Origin of the sequence: Acuticoccus kalidii (assembly GCF_021556395.1) — a bacterium.
Lineage (GTDB): Bacteria > Pseudomonadota > Alphaproteobacteria > Rhizobiales > Amorphaceae > Acuticoccus > Acuticoccus kalidii.
Window position 1 is genome coordinate 663832 of the sequence record NZ_JAKGCS010000024.1, and the last position, 17975, is coordinate 681806.

32 protein-coding genes and 1 tRNA gene are annotated in these 17975 nt (G+C 63.6%); 6 read left to right on the top strand and 27 right to left on the bottom strand.

Annotated features, from left to right (window positions below; genetic code table 11):
• Nucleotides 1-120: 120 nt before the first annotated feature.
• The 24 genes from L1787_RS16610 to L1787_RS16720 all read right to left on the bottom strand — a co-directional run bounded on the left by L1787_RS16610 (nucleotide 121) and on the right by L1787_RS16720 (nucleotide 13254).
• Nucleotides 121-196 (bottom strand) — tRNA-Met (locus L1787_RS16610).
• A gap of 8 nt (nucleotides 197-204) precedes the next feature.
• Nucleotides 205-912 carry a DUF6362 family protein gene (locus L1787_RS16615; protein WP_235709962.1) on the bottom strand — a complete coding sequence of 236 codons (708 nt, stop codon included), beginning with the start codon at nucleotides 910-912 and terminating at the stop codon, nucleotides 205-207.
• Nucleotides 913-1024: 112 nt separating this feature from the next.
• Nucleotides 1025-1561 carry a hypothetical protein gene (locus L1787_RS16620; protein ID WP_235709964.1) on the bottom strand — a complete coding sequence of 179 codons (537 nt, stop codon included), beginning with the start codon at nucleotides 1559-1561 and terminating at the stop codon, nucleotides 1025-1027.
• 450 nt (nucleotides 1562-2011) lie between these two features.
• Entirely contained in the window at nucleotides 2012-2170 is a 159-nt protein-coding gene (locus L1787_RS16625) for a hypothetical protein (RefSeq protein ID WP_235709966.1), read from the bottom strand.
• Between the two features lie 149 nt (nucleotides 2171-2319).
• On the bottom strand, nucleotides 2320-3738 hold the full coding sequence (locus tag L1787_RS16630) for a DnaB-like helicase C-terminal domain-containing protein (protein ID WP_235709968.1): 1419 nt from the start codon (nucleotides 3736-3738) through the stop codon (nucleotides 2320-2322).
• The gene (locus L1787_RS26110; RefSeq protein WP_235709970.1) at nucleotides 3735-4808 is read right to left on the bottom strand and encodes a DUF7146 domain-containing protein; all 1074 of its coding nucleotides are present in this window, start codon (nucleotides 4806-4808) and stop codon (nucleotides 3735-3737) included. Before L1787_RS26110 ends, L1787_RS16630 begins: the two co-directional genes overlap by 4 nt.
• Nucleotides 4805-5296, bottom strand: coding sequence for a GcrA family cell cycle regulator (locus L1787_RS16640; RefSeq protein ID WP_235709972.1), 492 nt, complete (start codon nucleotides 5294-5296; stop codon nucleotides 4805-4807). The genes L1787_RS26110 and L1787_RS16640 overlap by 4 nt, the downstream gene beginning before the upstream one ends.
• A gap of 14 nt (nucleotides 5297-5310) precedes the next feature.
• A complete protein-coding gene (locus L1787_RS16645; RefSeq protein ID WP_235709974.1) occupies nucleotides 5311-5727 on the bottom strand; it encodes a hypothetical protein in 417 nt (138 codons plus the stop codon).
• Nucleotides 5728-5786: 59 nt separating this feature from the next.
• Nucleotides 5787-6287 (bottom strand): helix-turn-helix domain-containing protein, encoded by a 501-nt coding sequence (locus L1787_RS16650; protein ID WP_235709976.1) that lies wholly within the window; start codon nucleotides 6285-6287, stop codon nucleotides 5787-5789.
• 46 nt (nucleotides 6288-6333) lie between these two features.
• Complete coding sequence (locus L1787_RS16655) at nucleotides 6334-6483, bottom strand: hypothetical protein (protein ID WP_235709978.1); 150 nt, start codon at nucleotides 6481-6483, stop codon at nucleotides 6334-6336.
• Nucleotides 6480-7028 carry an MT-A70 family methyltransferase gene (locus L1787_RS16660; protein ID WP_235709980.1) on the bottom strand — a complete coding sequence of 183 codons (549 nt, stop codon included), beginning with the start codon at nucleotides 7026-7028 and terminating at the stop codon, nucleotides 6480-6482. The genes L1787_RS16655 and L1787_RS16660 overlap by 4 nt, the downstream gene beginning before the upstream one ends.
• Nucleotides 7021-7209 carry a hypothetical protein gene (locus L1787_RS16665; RefSeq protein ID WP_235709982.1) on the bottom strand — a complete coding sequence of 63 codons (189 nt, stop codon included), beginning with the start codon at nucleotides 7207-7209 and terminating at the stop codon, nucleotides 7021-7023. Before L1787_RS16665 ends, L1787_RS16660 begins: the two co-directional genes overlap by 8 nt.
• Nucleotides 7206-8933, bottom strand: coding sequence for a DNA cytosine methyltransferase (locus L1787_RS16670; protein ID WP_235709984.1), 1728 nt, complete (start codon nucleotides 8931-8933; stop codon nucleotides 7206-7208). The genes L1787_RS16665 and L1787_RS16670 overlap by 4 nt, the downstream gene beginning before the upstream one ends.
• Entirely contained in the window at nucleotides 8930-9745 is an 816-nt protein-coding gene (locus L1787_RS16675; RefSeq protein WP_235709986.1) for a thymidylate synthase, read from the bottom strand. Before L1787_RS16675 ends, L1787_RS16670 begins: the two co-directional genes overlap by 4 nt.
• Nucleotides 9742-10275, bottom strand: a complete 534-nt coding sequence (locus L1787_RS16680; RefSeq protein ID WP_235709988.1) for a DUF3310 domain-containing protein — start codon at nucleotides 10273-10275, stop codon at nucleotides 9742-9744. Before L1787_RS16680 ends, L1787_RS16675 begins: the two co-directional genes overlap by 4 nt.
• Nucleotides 10272-10487, bottom strand: a complete 216-nt coding sequence (locus tag L1787_RS16685) for a hypothetical protein (protein ID WP_235709990.1) — start codon at nucleotides 10485-10487, stop codon at nucleotides 10272-10274. The genes L1787_RS16680 and L1787_RS16685 overlap by 4 nt, the downstream gene beginning before the upstream one ends.
• The gene (locus L1787_RS16690; RefSeq protein ID WP_235709992.1) at nucleotides 10484-10693 is read right to left on the bottom strand and encodes a hypothetical protein; all 210 of its coding nucleotides are present in this window, start codon (nucleotides 10691-10693) and stop codon (nucleotides 10484-10486) included. Before L1787_RS16690 ends, L1787_RS16685 begins: the two co-directional genes overlap by 4 nt.
• Nucleotides 10690-11046, bottom strand: a complete 357-nt coding sequence (locus L1787_RS16695) for a hypothetical protein (RefSeq protein WP_235709994.1) — start codon at nucleotides 11044-11046, stop codon at nucleotides 10690-10692. The genes L1787_RS16690 and L1787_RS16695 overlap by 4 nt, the downstream gene beginning before the upstream one ends.
• Nucleotides 11046-11339 (bottom strand): hypothetical protein, encoded by a 294-nt coding sequence (locus L1787_RS16700; protein ID WP_235709996.1) that lies wholly within the window; start codon nucleotides 11337-11339, stop codon nucleotides 11046-11048. The genes L1787_RS16695 and L1787_RS16700 overlap by 1 nt, the downstream gene beginning before the upstream one ends.
• Nucleotides 11336-11470 carry a hypothetical protein gene (locus tag L1787_RS25780; RefSeq protein WP_255720546.1) on the bottom strand — a complete coding sequence of 45 codons (135 nt, stop codon included), beginning with the start codon at nucleotides 11468-11470 and terminating at the stop codon, nucleotides 11336-11338. Before L1787_RS25780 ends, L1787_RS16700 begins: the two co-directional genes overlap by 4 nt.
• Nucleotides 11467-11670, bottom strand: a complete 204-nt coding sequence (locus L1787_RS16705) for a hypothetical protein (RefSeq protein ID WP_235709998.1) — start codon at nucleotides 11668-11670, stop codon at nucleotides 11467-11469. Before L1787_RS16705 ends, L1787_RS25780 begins: the two co-directional genes overlap by 4 nt.
• Entirely contained in the window at nucleotides 11667-12209 is a 543-nt protein-coding gene (locus L1787_RS16710; protein WP_235710000.1) for a hypothetical protein, read from the bottom strand. Before L1787_RS16710 ends, L1787_RS16705 begins: the two co-directional genes overlap by 4 nt.
• 5 nt (nucleotides 12210-12214) lie before the next feature.
• Nucleotides 12215-12694, bottom strand: coding sequence for a hypothetical protein (locus L1787_RS16715; RefSeq protein ID WP_235710002.1), 480 nt, complete (start codon nucleotides 12692-12694; stop codon nucleotides 12215-12217).
• A 50-nt stretch (nucleotides 12695-12744) separates the two neighbouring features.
• Nucleotides 12745-13254: a phage regulatory CII family protein gene (locus L1787_RS16720; RefSeq protein ID WP_235710004.1), complete on the bottom strand. Its 510-nt coding sequence runs from the start codon at nucleotides 13252-13254 to the stop codon at nucleotides 12745-12747.
• Between the two features lie 245 nt (nucleotides 13255-13499).
• On the opposite strand from L1787_RS16720, the gene L1787_RS16725 reads away from it, so the two are divergent.
• Complete coding sequence (locus L1787_RS16725; protein ID WP_235710006.1) at nucleotides 13500-13799, top strand: hypothetical protein; 300 nt, start codon at nucleotides 13500-13502, stop codon at nucleotides 13797-13799.
• 267 nt (nucleotides 13800-14066) lie between these two features.
• On the opposite strand, the gene L1787_RS16730 is transcribed toward L1787_RS16725, so the two are convergent.
• Together L1787_RS16730 and L1787_RS16735 are read right to left on the bottom strand one after the other, a co-directional pair.
• Nucleotides 14067-14558, bottom strand: coding sequence for a YdaS family helix-turn-helix protein (locus L1787_RS16730; RefSeq protein ID WP_235710007.1), 492 nt, complete (start codon nucleotides 14556-14558; stop codon nucleotides 14067-14069).
• Complete coding sequence (locus L1787_RS16735; RefSeq protein WP_235710009.1) at nucleotides 14555-14770, bottom strand: hypothetical protein; 216 nt, start codon at nucleotides 14768-14770, stop codon at nucleotides 14555-14557. The genes L1787_RS16730 and L1787_RS16735 overlap by 4 nt, the downstream gene beginning before the upstream one ends.
• A 156-nt stretch (nucleotides 14771-14926) precedes the next feature.
• Between L1787_RS16735 and L1787_RS16740 the strand changes: the two genes are divergently transcribed.
• The 3 genes from L1787_RS16740 to L1787_RS16750 are packed head-to-tail and all read left to right on the top strand — an operon-like array spanning nucleotide 14927 to nucleotide 16898.
• Complete coding sequence (locus L1787_RS16740; RefSeq protein WP_255720589.1) at nucleotides 14927-15577, top strand: helix-turn-helix domain-containing protein; 651 nt, start codon at nucleotides 14927-14929, stop codon at nucleotides 15575-15577.
• An 18-nt stretch (nucleotides 15578-15595) separates the two neighbouring features.
• Nucleotides 15596-16237: a BRCT domain-containing protein gene (locus L1787_RS16745; RefSeq protein ID WP_235710013.1), complete on the top strand. Its 642-nt coding sequence runs from the start codon at nucleotides 15596-15598 to the stop codon at nucleotides 16235-16237.
• A gap of 58 nt (nucleotides 16238-16295) precedes the next feature.
• The gene (locus L1787_RS16750; protein ID WP_235710015.1) at nucleotides 16296-16898 is read left to right on the top strand and encodes a hypothetical protein; all 603 of its coding nucleotides are present in this window, start codon (nucleotides 16296-16298) and stop codon (nucleotides 16896-16898) included.
• Here L1787_RS16750 and L1787_RS16755 read toward each other — a convergent pair.
• Nucleotides 16868-17158 (bottom strand): hypothetical protein, encoded by a 291-nt coding sequence (locus tag L1787_RS16755; RefSeq protein WP_235710018.1) that lies wholly within the window; start codon nucleotides 17156-17158, stop codon nucleotides 16868-16870. The two genes, L1787_RS16750 and L1787_RS16755, sit on opposite strands and share 31 nt — an antisense overlap.
• Between L1787_RS16755 and L1787_RS16760 the strand changes: the two genes are divergently transcribed.
• Complete coding sequence (locus L1787_RS16760; RefSeq protein WP_235710019.1) at nucleotides 17157-17507, top strand: hypothetical protein; 351 nt, start codon at nucleotides 17157-17159, stop codon at nucleotides 17505-17507. The two genes, L1787_RS16755 and L1787_RS16760, sit on opposite strands and share 2 nt — an antisense overlap.
• A 143-nt stretch (nucleotides 17508-17650) precedes the next feature.
• Nucleotides 17651-17975 (top strand): IS5 family transposase (locus L1787_RS16765; RefSeq protein WP_235710021.1); only part of this gene is annotated, 325 nt, incomplete at its 3' end.

The window sequence follows — 17975 nt, forward strand, 5'->3', positions numbered from 1 at the left end:
CACCTTCAATTGGCACAGGGGTCGCCGGTCTCTCCCGGCGGTCACCTCATCCAGGGGAGGCCCCGGCGCACAGTGCTGGGCGATGCGGCTGCTGAGGTTGGCGGGGTCGCATCCTGGATATGGTTGCGGAGGCCAGATTCGCACCGGCGACCTCCTGCTTATGAGGCAGGCGAGATGGCTGCTTCTCCACTCCGCAGAAACTGGCTATGCCGCCTCCGCCAATCCGAGCTTCTCGCGCTTGCGAGCCTCGATCTCGGCGCGCCGGCGGCGCATTCGCTTGTTGTGATCTTCGATCGCCTTCGCGCTTCTCGCAGCGGCGTCAGGCTCATCTTCATCGTGAGCCAGAGGCTTTGCATCGGCGGTCATCCACGCCCTCGGCGCGTGTGCCGCCTGCTGCAACGCGAGTTCGTCCAGCGTTGCGTTTTGTTTACCCGAAACCGCCGTGTCGATGAACACCCCAGAAACGCCCGTTTCGCCCAACAATTCAACATCATGGCGAAAATGGCCTGCGATTTCGCAAATGGCCCGATCCGCGCGCCTTTTGCCCGTGTGCTCCTCAATCCCCTCGCCGCGGCACCAGCCCTTCATGGACCGACCGCCGGACTTCATCCGGGCCCATGCGAGCACGGCGCGCCGATTGTTCTCAACCGTGACGAGGCGCGCGATCCAGTCGAGACACTCCTCCCAGCGCGTCACCTCGGCGGCGGTTGCGGAGCGCGCAAACCGGCCGGCGGCATAGGCGGCCTTTTCCTCGTCGGACCAGCCGGCGAGGTCGTCTTGATCTCGGATGATGGATGGCCAGAAGCCCGATGCAGATGCGGGGCGAGCGCGGCCGGCGGGGAGTTTGCGCTCTGTCATCGCGGCCTCGATCAGGCGCGCGCGGATGATCTCTTTAGCGGTCTCTTGCGGCATGGACGGCCCTCCATTCACGGTCTGTTCGATATCTACCGTAAATGGAGGGGGAGGCGAAGCTGGATGGAAAGTGATGCCCCGTTCGTCCTACGAATTTAGCGCTATGTCGCTCCTAATGCGCCATGGTCTCATAAAGGTAGCGATCAGCGACCGGCAAGAATGTATCTATAAGAAGACGGGGTCTCGGGCCCCTCGCGCCCGGCTCGGCGACATAGCGTAGGGCGAAATCTGATTCTTTAGAATGTAGCGCACTGAGATCAGAAATATATTCTGCTAGAATCGTCACGGGATCCTCGGAAAACCCATCTATAAATCTCCGAGACGCCTCAGCACGTTGCCACGCCCCCCGAGCTGCGGTTTCCGCATCGCCGCGTAAACGCCGGTTCGACTCGTGCGCCCATAGCTTGGCAATGTCGTGCCCATACCCCTTTTTCAACTCATAAGGATCGAGCCCTTCACCGACGAGGTTGCCCTTCAGCAGCACCTCAATCCCATGCGCCGTGAGGTGAAGGATCGGAACGCTCACAAGTCGAGCTTCCCGACCATTAGTTGAGCGGAACAACACCTCCGCTGCGGTCAAATATCTCATCCCCGCCGCGAGAAGCTTTTGATGCGTCGTTGGTCCCGCTTCGGATTCCTCATCGGTCATGCTTTAGTCCTTTCGCGGAGTGCCATCAGCGCCTGATAGTGGACGCTGTCCGATCAGAAACACGTGACCATGCCACGCCCTGTGGCAACGCATGTTCGTGGCGCTTGCCGAACAGAGACATTGGTCTGAGCTTCAGCTACCGCCATCCTGTTTCGCTGGTCCATACAGGAACGGTACTCTCCGCGAGATCGCAGCACATCCTCGATCGCCATATTTGTGCGTTCATCTCGGAATACATTGCGATCTATTACCTGGTCGCACAGACGGGCCGTTGAGACTGTGTTTAATTTGGCCCGAAGTTCCTGGTCAGTCATCTGACGCGCCCGCTCATTCTCAGAAGAGATGCAACCTGAGACGCTCGCAAACGCCGCCAGGACCAAGAAAAATCGAGCGACCATCAGATCTATCCCACGTTGTGAAAGACGAATGTTGTACCGATTTCCGTCGATATCACCAGCCCCTCCATTCAGCCGCCGCCAGTTCGCGAAACCTCGCCAGGCTTTCCCTCGTGACCGGCACACCGTTGAGCATCAGGTGAGCGGCGAGGGCCGGCAAATCGTCGACGTGGTGCAGCCGCGTCGCATCCTCCCGCCAGAAATCCACGGCCATACGATACTGCCTCATCCGAGCACCTCTGATCACGGCGGTGTCGACACCGAAGACCTCCGCCGCGAGCGTCTCTCGGTAGAAACCTCTCGCTAAAGGCCCCTCTCGAACTTTCGCGCGATGTTGCTCATTCGAAACCCGCCGTGCCGCGCTCACGACCGACCTCCCCACTCCTCGAACACGTCAAGCGGCTCATAGCGAGTCCGTGCGCCGTTCCACTTCATCACGACCTTGCCGCCGGCGGACCCATGTCGGACCTTTTCGGCGATGATCTCGCCCTTCCCTTCCCATGCCCGCATCATCTCGGACCACGCGTCGTGCTGATCGACCTTCGAGGCCGCGGGCTCGACCATCGGCAACACCATCTCCGGCCGGTGAGCGAGGAGGATCAAGTCGGCATATTCTTCCATATCGCCGCCGCCATAGAGATCGTAGCGCGTCGGGCGGAGATCTTTGAGCGCGTGGCCGCCGCCATTGACGATCCGCTTCATCCCCTCTCTGGTCATCTGCGACAGCATCAGGACCGGGCATTCGGCTTCCTTGCTCAGTGCCTTCAGATCGTCCATCGCGATCGCAATCCGCTCGATCCGGTCCCTGACCTTGCCCTCGACGTGCACGAGCTTGTTGTGATCGACAACGATCAGCCCGAGCCGTCCATGACGGCCGCGCGCCCCAAGCGCCGAGGCGCGGATCTGGGCCGTCGTCTGGCGCGGGCGCCATCGCAGCTCGAGCCGATGCCCCTCGATCGCGCGTGACGTGTCGATCACCGCATCGACCTCGGCGGCGTTCAGGCCGCCGCGCCGCAAGCGGGACATCGACACGCCCGAGAGGCTCGCGAGATGCCGCTCCGCCATCGAAAGACCGTCCATTTCGAGCTGGTAGAATTGGACCGGGAGCGAGGCGGATACGTGCCACGCGATCTGCATCGCGAGCGCCGATTTGCCCGAGCCGCTCGACCCACCGAGGACGACGAGGTCGCCTGGCATCCACGCTCCTGTGAGGCGCTCGATCTCCTCGACGCCGATTGAGACGCCGCGCGTTGCCGCCGGCCCGTCTTCGTCCGTTGCTCGAGACGCTGCGCTCTTGATGAGGGTTGTGAAGCTCGAGCTGAAGCGATCGGACCGGCCGCCGATCGCCCGCGTAAACCCTTCGATGATTCGAGACATGGCTTCCTCTGCACTAAGGTCTGGATCGGTGATGTGTTTGACGGCGGTCTGAGCCTCGTCGCTCAAACGTCGCTTTTTGGCTGCCTCGGATAGGCTCTCGACGAGGTCCCCGATCGCGACGGGCTCGCTCTCCTGCGTGTCGGCGGCGTTGGCGAGGAGCGTCGCGAGATAGACCCCAATCGGGTCGATCTCCTCCGGCACCTTCCGCGCGTTAGATTCGACCAACGACATCGCGAACGACCCGCGGTCGTGCGTGTCCTCGATCGCCTGCCAGACGCAGCGCGTGAAGGCGTGTGAGAAATCCTCGATGCCAAGCCGCTCGTTGACGCTCTCGGAATGGAAAAGAAGGGGATTGAGCAGGAGCAGCCCGAGAAGGTCCTCCTCGATGGCGCGTGTGTCCCTCATGCGCGGGCCATCCGGGACACGCGGCGAAGGACGTCGTTGTAGTCGGCGCCGCGCCGCGGGCGAGACGGATCGATGAGGCAGGCGATCCCCTGCTCGTCCATCCGCGCCTTCAAGTCGAAGGCAGCCAAGACGCCCGGCGAGGGCCGCCATTCATCCGTCGCTCGCCGGCGCCGCGCCACGTCGTAATCGGGATAGATATGGATGCGCCCGACCTCGAACGGCGGCTCGAACGTCATCATGCCGCTGGTCGACAGCGCCGCCCACACGGGGATCCGACCGCCCGATAGGCACATGACTGACAACGCAGTCTCGACGCCCTCGGCGAGCCCGATCTTTCCCGCGGCGGGCGGGCCGAGGCGAACGGCTCCGCCCTTCACCGGACCGAGCCCGAGCTTCGACTCTCCGCCGAATGCCTTCTGACCCTCTTTCGTGATGTAGATGCGCCAGACGCCGAGGAGCTCGCCGGCCGGACCATCGACACGGCACAGCATCGCCGGCGACCACGCCCCGGACGGATGCTTGATCGAGCGCGCAAAGCGGAGCGAGTCCGGCCACGCATCGAGGCTGATGCCGCGATTTCGGAGATATCGCTCGGCCGGCGATCCAGCGATCGGCTCACCGTGATCCCAGAGCCAGCGGGCGTTGTCCTGCTTTTGCTCGCGCTCGGCCTGCGCCTCGGCTTCCGCGGCCGCGCGGCGACGCTCAGCGTCCGCCCTCGCCTTCTCCCGCGCGCGCTGTGCGGCCTCGTCATCGACCGCGCGACTGTCCATGCCGAGGAACCGACGGGCATAGTCAAACGCAGGCGCGAAATCAGAACTCGTCGGCTCGCCGCTTTCCCCCTTCAACACGTAGGCGATTAGGGACACCGGACCGCCACCGAACCCCTGCGAGAACCGGTACCAGCTCCCCTGGTAGCGGCCGGACAGAGCAACGGAATAAGAGCTCGAGGTGTCCCCGCTTGGATAGGCTCTGCCGCGGTGACGCTTCCAGCCTGGGTTCAATCGCGACAGCAGCTCCTCAATCCGATCGCGGAGCTGCTTGTCGATCTCTTCGGAATCGTCGTGCCTCACGCCGCGCTCTCCAGCGCCTTGACCGCGCCCTTCTCACCGTTCGACGGAAGGCGCTCGAAGTGGGGGCGGCATTCGCAACAATAGGCGCTCCCGACCTCGGATGGCTGCCCACAGACGCGATATTCGTCGAGCTCGACACGGCCCTCATCGGGCCAAAGCGGCGTCCGGCAGGCGCTCCATGGCGCATCGATTAGCGACACGCCGCCGTCCTCGCGCACCGGGCGACACACGCCTTTGAGGACACGCTTCGCGAGGCCTTGATCGACCGGCGGGCGCTCCCTGTCACGCCATCCGCCATTTCCTTGCGCGGACACCTGTCGGAGGTGCGGTTTCGCGCGGCTTTGCTCTCCGATGATGTCGATGTCGGCTCGTTTGCAGAGACCAGTGACGGCACTCGCCGAACATTGAAGCTCCAGGCCCACCTCGCGGGCCGAAAGGCCCTGCCGCAGCAGGCTCCGCACCGCAAAGATCTTCGCCTCGCGGGTCATTTCATCCCAACGTTTCATAGGTCCAAATGTCCTTGGGCAGAGCCCTCGCCGAGGCGGTCCTTGAGACGATCGTGGAGGAGGCCGTAGACGACCCGGTTCCGCGATCCGACAGGCGCGACTTTCTCGCCGCGCGCGCCAGTCGCCTGATCGAAGAGAGCCAGCAGATTGATCTTGTCCATTTCGTCGAGCCACCTCGAGGTGTCCTCGACCCATCGGGGGTGATTCAGGATTAGCCACGAGACCGCCGTGATGACGGGCTCGATCAGCGCGCGCTTGTTGTTGGTCGTCTCGACGATGCTGGTGAGGACCAAGCGCAGATGTCCCTCACCGTGCCGATCGAGGAGGTGCTCGAGCGTGGCGCCCGCATAGGTTTTGAGCTCGGGGCGCCGGACGTTGTTCGGCACGATCTCGACCCCGTACTCAGCGAGCACGCGGTCGAGGTCCGATTGCCTCTTCGCCTTTCGGGCACGCGCCACCTCACGACCCCGCGCTATTCGGTCAACTGCGCCTTGAAGCTCTCGACGAGCTCGGCGAACACGGCATCGCTAGCGATGCGCTTCTCGACCTTCTTGATCCCGTTTAGGACCGTGGTGTGGTCCCGCCCGCCAAATCTTGTGCCGATTTCAGGGAGTGATCGCGGCGTCAGGATATGGGCGAGATACATCGCGAGCTGTCGCGGCCCCACGAGGCGACGCGTGCGGCGCTCGCATTCAAGATCTGCGACCGTGAGTTCGTAGTCGTCGGCGACCGCCTTCTTGATCTGTTCGACCGGCCCTCGAATGCTGATCCGCACGGATGGGGACAGCACATCTTCAGCGTTGTCGAAACGTATCTTGTCCGGCGCGGGCTCCGATGCGGTGGGTTCCGCGCCCCGCAATTCTGCGAAAGTCGGCGCATCCACCGGTCGGCGTTTCCGGTTCAGCCGTGCGGCCGCCGCCTTATGGCGCTCGTGGAACTGCACAGCGACGGAGTTTTGATATGGCGCGTACACCGCGGCCCTCCTCATCTTCGTGTTGCTCTCGCGCTCGGCGGCGCGGTCAGGCGGCGAGCTTCAGCCGCCCGGTCTTCCGTTCGCGGGCCGCGTTCGGCTCGCGCTTGGACTTGTTGAGCCGGCGCTTACGCCGCTCGATCACCAGGACAGGAGTCGCCCCGCCCCGGCCGTAGATCTGCCGACGCCATTCCTTCACGCGGCGAGGTCCGCCGGCGTTGGGTCGAACTTCCCGACCTCGTTCCCGAAGGTCATCCAGCCGGGCCGACTCTGGCGCGCGAACGCCTCCAGCTTGGCGGCTTGCGGCCACACCTCGTCGATCCTGTCTTGGAGCTCGTCAGGCTTGCGGGAGTGCTCGCGTTGCGGGGCGACGATCACGCTGTCGCCGAACGGCGCGGGCCGCGGGCATGGGAATTTGCCCCGCTTGTAGAGCAGCACGGGCTCGTGGCGGTTTCGGACCCAGAAGCCCGTTCCGATCCGGCTTTTGACCCACACCCTTTGCGTGACGTACCGCCACCCGCCCCACTGCTCGATCACGCCTATCGAGCGCACGAGCATCGGCGCCGTGGTCCATACGAACAGGAGCGCATCGGGCGCGGCCCACTCGCTGACCGGCAACGCGGCAATCTCGGAGTCGGTCATGCACGGATAGTGGCGCATGGCGTTCCGTCCGGGTTTCGTCTCGCTGTTCGAGGAGAATTTCCACGGAGGATCGATGACGATGATGGAGGCGGGCCTATTCATCAGCGGCCTCCCGCGCCGCCCGCACGCAATCGAGCAGCCGAACGGCCCGCGGCCCCTCGCGCGCCTGGCGCTTCTCGTCCTCGTTCAGCGGCGGAACGCACCCGGTGCGGACCTGGCGCTCGCGCACGATCTGCTGGCCGAGCTCGAAGCTGACGAAGCCGTCCTCGGTGATCTGGTTCATGCCGCCACCTCGCTAAGCGAGTTCGCGGCGAGATCGGCGCAGTTCGCACTCACCAGCGCTTCCGCAATCGGAGGGCAAACACTGTTCCCGCACAGGCGGATCGCGGCGGTCTTCGTGATTGGAATGGCCGCCCCATCAGGCAGCACGCCGCGCTCGATCTCGTAGTCGTCCGGGAAACCTTGCGCCCGAAACAGCTCCCGTGGGGTGAGCATCCGCATTCCGATGTCGACGATCTCGAAGGGTTCGCCTTCGACCATCACCAGACCAAAGCGCGGTTTTGTCGTTGCGGTGTGAAGCGGCTCCTCGATGCGGGGATCCTGATCGACGCCATAGTATTTGACGAGAAAGGCGCGGACCTCGGCTTGGTGCAGGCCACCAGCGGTCACAGTTGCCGCCGGTCGATCGGTTGGCGCCATCCGCCGTTCAGAGCCTCTCATATTGACGAGCCCTGCCGACACGACGGCTTGCGTGCATCCTTTCTGGACGATCGTCGACATCGGCTCTTCGGCTGCATGGCCGACCACGCCGGTGTTGTGCTGTGCCAGAAACGCGGTCGCGATTCCCAGCGGTGGGGCTCCACCTGGCCTTGCGATGAAACCGTTGGCCGTGACCGTCGGCGCCGGTCGATCCAGGGCGATCCCGCCGGAGTCCCCGCGAAACTTCATCATGTGAGCAGCGACAAGCCCGCCGCCGTTCGCGGTCGGCACGATCGTCGCGGCTGGCTCAGTGACGGAAAGGGTTCTCGGCTCCTGCCCCGGCCGCTCGCCGTATCGCGGGACGAGGAATGGCGCGACAACAGCATGCTCACCGCGGTGGGCCGTGGTGATCGTCCGCACCGGCTCGGCTGCGCTATGGCTGCCGAGGTCTCCCACGTGCGTTACCGGCACGATGAATGGCTGCGCTGCCTCGAGCACATACCGTTGCACGCCCTTGGCGATCCTCGCCATCGTCTTCTCGGCCAGAGGCCGGTTCACGCGAATGCCGGTGGCAGCGGTGTAGGCGGCGGCCTCGTCCTTCGTCATGAATATTGACGGGCAGGGCAGCGACCAATCGATGATGTCCGCTGCGGTGCGCCAAGGCCGTTTGCGGCCAGCGATGACGTCAGCATCGGTCGGGGCGCCATGAGTCGGTTGGGGCCAGACGATCGGCTGACCGTCGCGTCGCGCGATCAAAAAGAACCGCTTACGGATTGTTGGCGCGCCGAAATCGCAGGCGCGCAGCTCGCGCCATTCGACCTTGTAGCCGAGACGGCGCAACTCCGCGGTCCAATGCTGGAAGGTCTGGCCTCTACGCTCCGGACACGGCACCCAATCGCCGGCGCCCGGTGTGCGCTCGACCAACGGCCCCCAATCGCGAAACTCCTCCACGTTCTCAAGGATGATGACGCGAGGCCGGACGCGCTTCGCCCAGAGCACGACCACCCACGCGAGATCTCGGATGGACCGCTTCACCGGACGACCACCCTTCGCCTTGCTGAAGTGTTTGCAGTCCGGGGAGAACCAAGCGAGTCCGACCGGCCGGCGGCCGACGACGTCGAGCGGGTCCACCTTCCAAATGTTGCGCGACAGGTGCTCGGTTTCAGGATGGTTGACGGCGTGGACGGCGAGCGCTTCGGCGTCGTGGTTGATGGCATAGTCAGGGGAGTGGCCGAGCGCCGCGGTGATGCCTGTCGATGCCCCGCCACCGCCGGCAAAGGAGTCGACGATCAATTCCGCGGCGCTCATACCGCCACCGGCGCCTTGATCGCCGGATGCGGGTCGTACCCGACGACCTCGAAATGATCGGCGGTGATCGCGTCAATATCCGTCGGCGTGTCCTCGGTGAACCGGAGCGTCGGAAGCGGCCGCGGCTCGCGTGCCAACTGCAACGCCACCTGCTCCATGTGGTTCGCGTAGATGTGCAGATCGCCGTAGCTGACGATCAGGTCACCGGGGACAAGGTTGGTGCAGCGCGCCACGATGTGCGTAAGCAGCGCGTATGAGGCGATGTTGAACGGGACGCCGAGGAAGGCGTCGGCCGACCGCTGATAGAGATGGCAGGACAGCCGGCCGCCGGCGCTGACGTGGAACTGGAAGAGGACGTGGCACGGCGGCAGCGCCATCTTGTCGAGATCACCGACGTTCCAGGCCGAAACGATATGACGGCGCGACTCCGGGTTCTCGCGGATCGCAGCGATCACGCCGGCGAGCTGATCGATACGCCGATGCCCATCGACGCCGCGACCGGCCGCGCGCCACGCGCGCCATTGGGCGCCATAGACCGGGCCAAGCTCGCCGCGGGCATCGGCCCATTCATCCCAGATCGTCGCGCCGCGCGCGTTCAGCTGCCGCGCGTTCGTCTCGCCCGCGATGAACCAGAGAAGCTCGGCGATGACCGACTTCAGATGCACGCGCTTGGTCGTCACCACCGGGAGACCGGCGGACAGATCGTAGCGGGTCTGATACCCGAAGACCGAGCGCGTTCCGACGCCGGTCCGGTCGTTCCGATCCTCGCCGTTGTCGAGGATGTGGCGCAGGAGATCGAGGTAGGCCTTCATTGCGATGCCTCGCCGATCGGTGCGTTGGCCTTCCGTTCACCGCGGAGATCGAGCACGGCGACGATGTCGTATTCATGATTGAAGTGTCGCAATTCGATCGCCGCCAATTGAGCGTCGATAAAGCAATCACACGCGTACTCTCGCGATTGGCGCTGGATTCGGTAAAGGAGGCAGAACTCGCCTCCTTTCAGGTCTCGAATGCCCGCAGGACAGACCAGCCCATCGCACTCGATCCAAGGCCGCGCGTCAGGATACCAAAGCCCATTCCGAAGGACGGACCCGTCTGGCAGGTGCTCAACCTCGTCCGGCGCCGACGAGGCCGGTCGCTCTTTTTCCGCGAGCGCGATCGCCCGCTTCACATACCATTCCGCCTTGCGCAGATCCTCGAGGCGGTCTCCTTTGAGCCCCGCGCGCCAGAGGTATTTGATCGCGTTGCCCTCGCAGAAGGGCATGCGCTCGACGACGTCGATGCACTCCACGCCGGACGGATGACTCGTGTAGTGCACCGGATGATTGACGGGATTGTTCACGCCGCGATCTCCCCGAAGAGGTTGGCTTGTTCGGTGTCGGATGTTTGGTGGCGCGCATCAGCGCGCGCGGCCGGCGCGGGCGCATCGCGCTGCTCCAGGAAGTGCGTGCGGCACATCCAGCCGCCGACCGGGCCCTTGTGGGTGGCGAAGCCGTTGCAACTCGGCATCGCACAGCGCGTCGGCTTCCAGGCCGTTGGATCTCGGCGGCTCACCAGGGCGACCTTGTCCGGCGAAGCGCAGCGAAGGCAGCAATCGGGATGAAGACCGGCCAGCCGATCGCGACGATCACCTTCGCGCCCCACCATCCGGCGGTCATCGTTTCGCGACGCTCCGCGGCGTCCGCCACCTCGAGCAGGAAGATGCCAACGAGGCCGGCCACATAAATCAGCGCGGCGAAGATCACGGATACGATGGTCATGCCGCGGCCTCCGCGATGGCGCGGCTCACCGACACCTCGGACCACGGGAGGGCGTCGAGCGCAGCGATGACCGACGGGTCCGCGTCGCGCTCGACACGGGCCCACACGAATTCGAGAAAGGCCTCCATGTCGACGACGGAGCGGATCGCCGAACCGCGTCGCACGCCGCATCCGGCCTCCGCCGCAAGGTCCATCATCCGCTCGTGGAAGCGGAGATATTCCGAGTTCGGGAACCGTCGGCGGAAGGCCGCGCTGCACTCGATGGCGCTCTTCCCTTCGCTCGGGACACAGCCCTTCGAGGCCATGAACGCCAGGAAAAGAGGGGTGAGGTGGGTGTGGCGACGGACGATCATCAGGCCGGCTCCCCAATCGGTGCCGGCGGCACTTCGGTCCACCCCTCGCCCGCGCCGAGAACACACGACCGGCCATTCGGCAGAGTGATCAGCGCGGTCCACGAGCCGTTCGGCGACGCGTAGAGTTCGAGAATCTGACGGTTGCTCTGGAGACCGAACGACCGCTGCGTCTCGCCGAATTTGCGCGACAGGATCTCGACGATCTCGTTGCGGTCCTTGCAGACCGTCCGCGCGGCGGTCGCCGGAACGGACAGGAGCGCCAGAGCGGAGGCGGCAATCACGACTCGCTTCACGGATTTACCTCGCAGGTCATGTCCGGCATGGGCTCGATCACCACGATCGGCCGGCGCGGGTTGCGTTCGGGGATGGGAATCATGGGCGCCGGATGCGCGATGAGCGCGGCTGCGAGGAGGAGGCCAGTCATGCAAGCTCCTTCTCGATAGCGAGCCACTCAGGGAGGCTGACCTCGGCGAGGCCGTCGCCCTTGGTGGCGATCTCGATTTGCGAAAGGGGCAGCCAGACCGCGCGAGCGGCATCGCCATCGGACGAGACCTTCACGGCGCGTTCGGAGGTCGCGTGGACCTGGACCTCGATGTCGAGGATGTCGGAGCGGTCGGGGGTCATTGCGCCGCTCCCGAGAACAGCGGGGTCGACATGACCTGGTAGGCGCGGGAGTTTTGCGAGCGCGCGTAATCGAGGATTCCGAGGGCGTCGCTTTCGTCGTGGAATGCAACCTCCCACCCGAGCAGGCGGCACCGATCCCTGACGGCTTTCTTTAGCCATGCGGTGCCGTCTTTGACGCCCTTGGGAGCCTTGCTTCGACCGATGAAATGGCCTCGCCACGTCTCGGGTCGGACGAGTTGCAGCCGAACCTTATTGCGCGCGCAGACCGCCTCGATGATGCCTTCCAGCTTATGCTGGAGCTTCACCGTCACCGGGTTCGAGAACTTCCCCTGCCACGTCTCCTCGCAATAGACGGCGTCGACCGGCTCGCCCTTGTTCGCGAATGCTAGGAGCTTTCGGTTGAGGAAGTCCCGAGCATCCTCCAAGCGGTCGCCAACGGTGGAGCCCTCCAGGTCGTAGATGCCTGACCACAACACATCTGGATCACGCCAACGCGCGAGGCCCATCCTCGCCGCCGGGTCTATCGCGAGGAGGTGCAAGCGCCCTACTCCGCGCTCGCCGCCACGCGCTCGGCGTGCGTTTTGTCCAGGAACGCATCGACCTCGCCGTCGCCTTCCTCGGAGGCTTTCGCCTTCGCCAGCTCCTCGATATCGGTCTGGCCGTCGTCCGCCTTCGACTTCGTGCCGGCGAGCGCGGCCTGCCCGAGCGGCGTGTCCTCCATCCCCTGGATCGCGAGGAGCATCTGGTCGTAGGTGTCGCCGTCATCGTCATCGAGGTCTTCGGTGAGTTCGTCGATCTTCCTCTCGAACTCACGCTGTTTCAGGATCAGCTTGAGGAGCTTTTTCGGGATGCCGTGCGTGTCTTTCGCTTCGTCGAGGACCGAGCCCTGATCCGCTTTGAGATCCTGGATCTCCTTCATCGCCCTGCCCTTCACCGAGAGGATCTGGCTGGCGATGTTTTCGTGGCGGCGGATGTAGTTTTGGACGACTTCGGAATCGAAACCGTTGTGGCCTTGGACCGTCATGGTCGCTCTCCTGGTGATGTGCCGGGCCGAACCTGCCGGCGAGGTGCCGTTCAGGCGGTCTGGCGATCGCGATCGATGGAGACGACGCCGCTCTTCCGCCGGGCCTTCTCGGCGAGCGCCTGATTGAGGTTGGCGAGCGCCTCCATCGCCTCACGGACCTCGTCCTGGGCGGCCGAAATCTCGTCGGCGTCGAACTCGCCGTCCGCGTAGGCATTCGAGATCGAGCTCACGACGTCGGCGTGCTCCTTCGCGACGGCGGCAAGGTGCTGGAGCGGTGAGCCCGCCGGGCGCGTCGCCTCGTCCGGTATCACCGTGAAGCCGGACAGCGAGGCGAGCGTCCGGGTGACGATCGGATCCTCGGCGTGCGCCTCGAGGTCGGCGATGACGTCGATCGGCAGGAACGAGCTGTCGTTCGGGGAACAGGCCCGCGAAATGCGCGCGGCGTCGAGCCGGGTGATCGCTGCGGCGCGCGTCACACCTCCGACCGCGCGGACCAGATCGCGGCACGCCGCCTTGATTTTCAGGTAGTCGTTTCGCGGCAGCTCACGAGCCTCGAACATCACGCAACCTCTGCAATGGTTCGCGCAACGTTCCGCACAATTCTTGCAATGCGGCAGGCATAGAATTGCGCCACATTCTGAACATCGAAGCGGAACGAGAGCGGAGAATGGGAAAAAGCCGAGGGCACGAAAGCCCTCGGCGAGTGACCCCGGCGAAACGCCCAACACCGGGGGGAGGAAGGGAGGTGACCGGCGGGGCAATCGCCGGCCACCGAACGCCACGCGGCCACAGCAAGGGAGCGCACATGACGTCCAAGAGATTCAGGATCGAGGTCGGCGAGATCACGAAGGCGATACCGCACGAGGTGAGCGGAGACCCGGTGAGGAAGGTCAGCTTCCTCGTGGCCGACATGCGCTCGAAGGATCATTTCCGCATCAGCATGAGCGTGCCGGCGGGGTACGATCCCGAGGATGTCGTGAGAGAGGCCCGCGCGCGCTTCCATGATGTTATGAGCGCTCTGGCCGACGAGACGCGGGAATGGGCCCGCGATCCGGAGCGTGATCCGCAGCCGCAAGAGCCGTTCGACGATGACTTCCCGTTTTGAGGGCGGGGTCGGGCTCGCCCGCGCCGCTCTCGCGCGACGCTCGATTGGGGATTACCCCGCAGTTGCGGAGGGAATGTTCGGCGACGGGGTCGGCGAGCGGGAAGATCTTCACCCCGCAGTCCGTGATGAAACCGATATGACCGAACAGAGACATGCGGGCGCCATCGACGGACGTCGTATGCACGAGCGGCTTGGGGACCGCGCCGATGACGGGCATGGATGCCGCGACCGGGACAGCCGCCACACCGGCGAGGAAGGCACGGCGGTTCATGCCGCGGCCTCCACCGACGGCGCGGCCGGTTGCTCACCGAAGATGTCGGGGCGGAGGCGGTGGCGGCTGATGCCGGTGATCGACTCGACGAGGCGAACATGATGCGCCGGAACCTTTCGCCAGAGGCAGACAGCCTGCGACGTGATCCCGGCCTTCGATGCGATCAGCGTCTTCGCCCGCCGCGGGACACGGTGCCCGCACAGATCGATCATCACGTCTTCGGCGATGATTTCGGGCTGGAACTGCACATGCTTGTCGACGAAGGCCCTGACCTCATCGGTGGCGAGAAACCACTCCCCGTGCACGCGGTGGGCTTTCAGACGAAGATGGGCAAGCCGCTCCTCCTCCATCGTCCCGTCCCAGAACCCGAGGAGCGTGGGAGGGAACGGCCAGTCGGTCGCGATCTGCACCAGTCGCTTCGACGGGTCGGTCGAGAAGCCAATCTTGATGCGGCCGGCGCACTCGATCGCGTAGATGAAGCCGCTCATGCCGCGGCCTCTTCCTGCGAAGGGAGCTCAGGCTTGTCAGCCTCAGCCAGGGCAGCATGGATCTTCTCGGCGGTCTTCAACGTGATGCTCGCACCACCACGCAACCGCTCAACCAGCTTGCCGTCGTTCACCACCATCCGGCCGAATGTGCTTTCCGCGATTTTGCGGCGAGCACAGTGGGCTTCGATGCGCGCGAGGAGGTCTTGGGTCATCATCATGACGCCGAATATAATGGGCATTAGCCCAAGGCATCAATGGTCAATTTCCCAAATGACTTGCCGCGCCTGTTGGGCATAATCCCACGCATGGCAAGAGACCCCGAAATACCTGAACTGACCCAGGAATGGCAGCGGCGCCTTTGGGACCGCATGAACGAGTCTGGGTTCAAGATGAAGACGTTGTCACTCGCGATCGGGGCGGGCGAAACCTACGTGCGCGACATCCTGAAGCGCGAAAGGCAACCGTCACACGACCGCTTTTCCAAGTTGGCCAGCGCACTCGGCGTTTCCGTCGCCTGGTTATCAGCGGAAACACCTTCGATTGAAGGGCCCGCAACCTCGGGGTTTAACTATCTTGGCAAATATGCAGCCCGAGTGGTTGGAGATATTGCCTATGATCACTGGCTCGGGCGGAAGCGCCTAGATAAATACCCGGGCAGTGATATGCATAAAAACACATCCCTTGAACTCTCCACCCTCGATTTCGAGTACGGGCTGACGGTCACCGACACCTCAGTCAACCAGATTGCCAACGTCGGCGACACGCTTCTTTGCGAGCCGACTGGGCCCGATTATTCCGGCAGCCTTCTTGGCGCACTCGTTATTGTTGAGCGCGAGAACCAATCGACAAAAGCGGTGGAGATCACGGCGAGGCGCGTCGTGGAGCGGGAAGGTGCGCCCGCGCTCGTCTTCGCCTCAACAGACACCCGATTGACCGACGTCATCCGAATTCCTTCTGACGACACCGAGATCGTCACCCGTATTGTTGGCCGCGTCGTTGGCCGAATTGAGAGATTTTAGAATGAATAGGTGCTCGCAATGGACCAAGCATTTCTTCGACGCGTTCACTCCGACCGAATCGAAAAGCGCCAAATAGACGAACTGATCGGGCTGGCGCGCGGCATCGCAGCCGATGGAGCCATCAACCAAGCCGAGGCTGAGGTGTTGGCGACATGGCTCGCGGCCAATGCCAGCGCCAGCGAGAGCCCGATCATCTGGATCCTCTACACCCGCGTCGGGGAAATGCTTTCCGACGGCGTCCTCGACGACGATGAGAAGAGCGAGCTTCTGGCCACGCTGACCAAACTGACGGGCGACCCGTCGGAACTCGGCGAAGAGCTGAAGGCAACCACTCTCCCCCTCTGCGATCCTGCACCCGCCGTCAGGTTCACCGATGAGAAATTCTGCTTCACCGGCACATTCGCGTACGGGTGCAGAAAGACTTGCGAGAACGTCGCCAAGCTCCACGGCGGCGACGCCGGCGGCTTGCTGAAGTCGACGACCTATCTCGTGATCGGCACATATGTGTCTGACGCGTGGGTCTATTCGACATATGGCAGGAAGATCGAGAAGGCTTGCCAGATGCGCGCGAAAGGCCTGCCGATCGCGATCATCTCGGAGGATCATTGGGTCCGCGCCGTCGAGGCTGAACAAGCTCGCTCCGATCTGGGCAGCATGTGATCGCCCGCGTCGTCGGCTACCTCCACCGATTTTAGGTTCCTCGATTCAGGAGATCGACATGCGATTTCACGTCATCGCCGCAGTTTTCGCGGCCGCAGTGTGCGCGACGCCAGCGCTCGGCGCCGAGAGCTGCTCCGTCAGCGAGGCAGAGATCCGAGGCAGAATTGCTATGCAATTTTTCAAAGAAATGGCGAGTCTCGAAGCCGAAATCGCACGTCTGAATGCGGAGAATGAATCGCTAAGGGAATCCCTCGCGGAGGCGCAAACCGCAGCGGAATCAGCGACGGAGAGATCCCCGCTCGACAACCTGCGCGGCTTCGCATCCGGCTTCGCTCAGAGTGCCGGATCGGGCGCGGCGCTCAGGGACGTGCTCGTCTTTTCCGACGAGAGCATCACGCGGAACAATTTCATCGACATGAGCACGGTGAACTTCGCGGTCGAGAACATGAGCGATGATGAATTCTCGGTCGTGGAGGTGTCGTGTTCTCTGTTCGCGGGTGGGCGCGCGGCCGGCGTGGCAATCGGTGAATTGCTTGCCATGGGGCCGCGCTCGAAGCTGACTGGATCAGCGCTTGTGCTCGATGGACCGACCGAGAATGTCGACGAGATCGAGTGCCGCGCGACGGCCGATTACGGTCCGCTGTTCGAATCCATGCGGTGATCTTCGGCTTGTTCGCCGGCTGTCTTCCTGGCGTCGAGCACGGCCTGTTGTGCGGTGGCAGCTTCCCGAAGCACACCGATCACCGCCCGCAGGACATGATCCCCCATGGCGATCCGATGATAGGGCACGAACCGAGAGGAGGTGGATCCAGGCATGGCCAAGACGCGATCGAGAGCGTCGGCCACGGCCGTCATGTCAACATATCGAAGATCATCTTTATTTTCATCATCATCAACCCATACAGGCATCGTATTGCTCATGGCACATTCCTCATCTGATGAACTTTGGCTCAAAGCCGCCCGATACTCGATACAACAATCAAATTATCTTACCGCAAACGTTGATTTTGACAACGTCAACGCGCACATCTTCAACACACTCCAATACTTTATTATCTCGGATGAAATCCGGCAGGCAGAATTACAGTTACGAACGTCGGCGTACGACTATTTCACGCTGGTGCGATCAAGATGGATGAAGGGCCCCTCTGACCCTCAGGTGATGGCCGCTAAGGCCGCCGCCATCGAAGCGCTCGATCACCTCGACGACCTTCTCAAAACAGCCCCATCAAGCGACCTGGCAAAGGCACTCGGCATCGGGCTGTCTTAATCGATCACGCGCCAGATTGTCGCCTCGATGCGTATTCGGCCACGGCTGGCACTCTTTCGATGGCATCCTCTGTTAGGCTCAGGACCCATAAACACGATCCGTTAAGGCGGATCTGATTCCACGATCTCCGAAGGGAGATCGCCATGAGCAACGCGCACTTCTGGCTGAGCGAGGCGCAGTTCGAGCGTCTCGCGCCGCTTCTGCCCACCGATACCCGGGGCAAGCCGAGGGTCGATGATCGCCGCGTGATCAGCGGCATCATTCACGTCCTGAAGTCGGGCTGCCGATGGAAGGATGCGCCCGAGGCCTACGGGCCGCATAAGACACTCTACAATCGCTTCGTCCGTTGGGCCGCGAAGGGCGTGTGGGTCGACGTCTTCCATGCCCTGGCCGCCGCTGGCGGCCCGCCTGCGGCGATCCTGATCGACTCTTCGGCGGTAAAGGCGCATCGCTGCGCGGCAGGAGGCA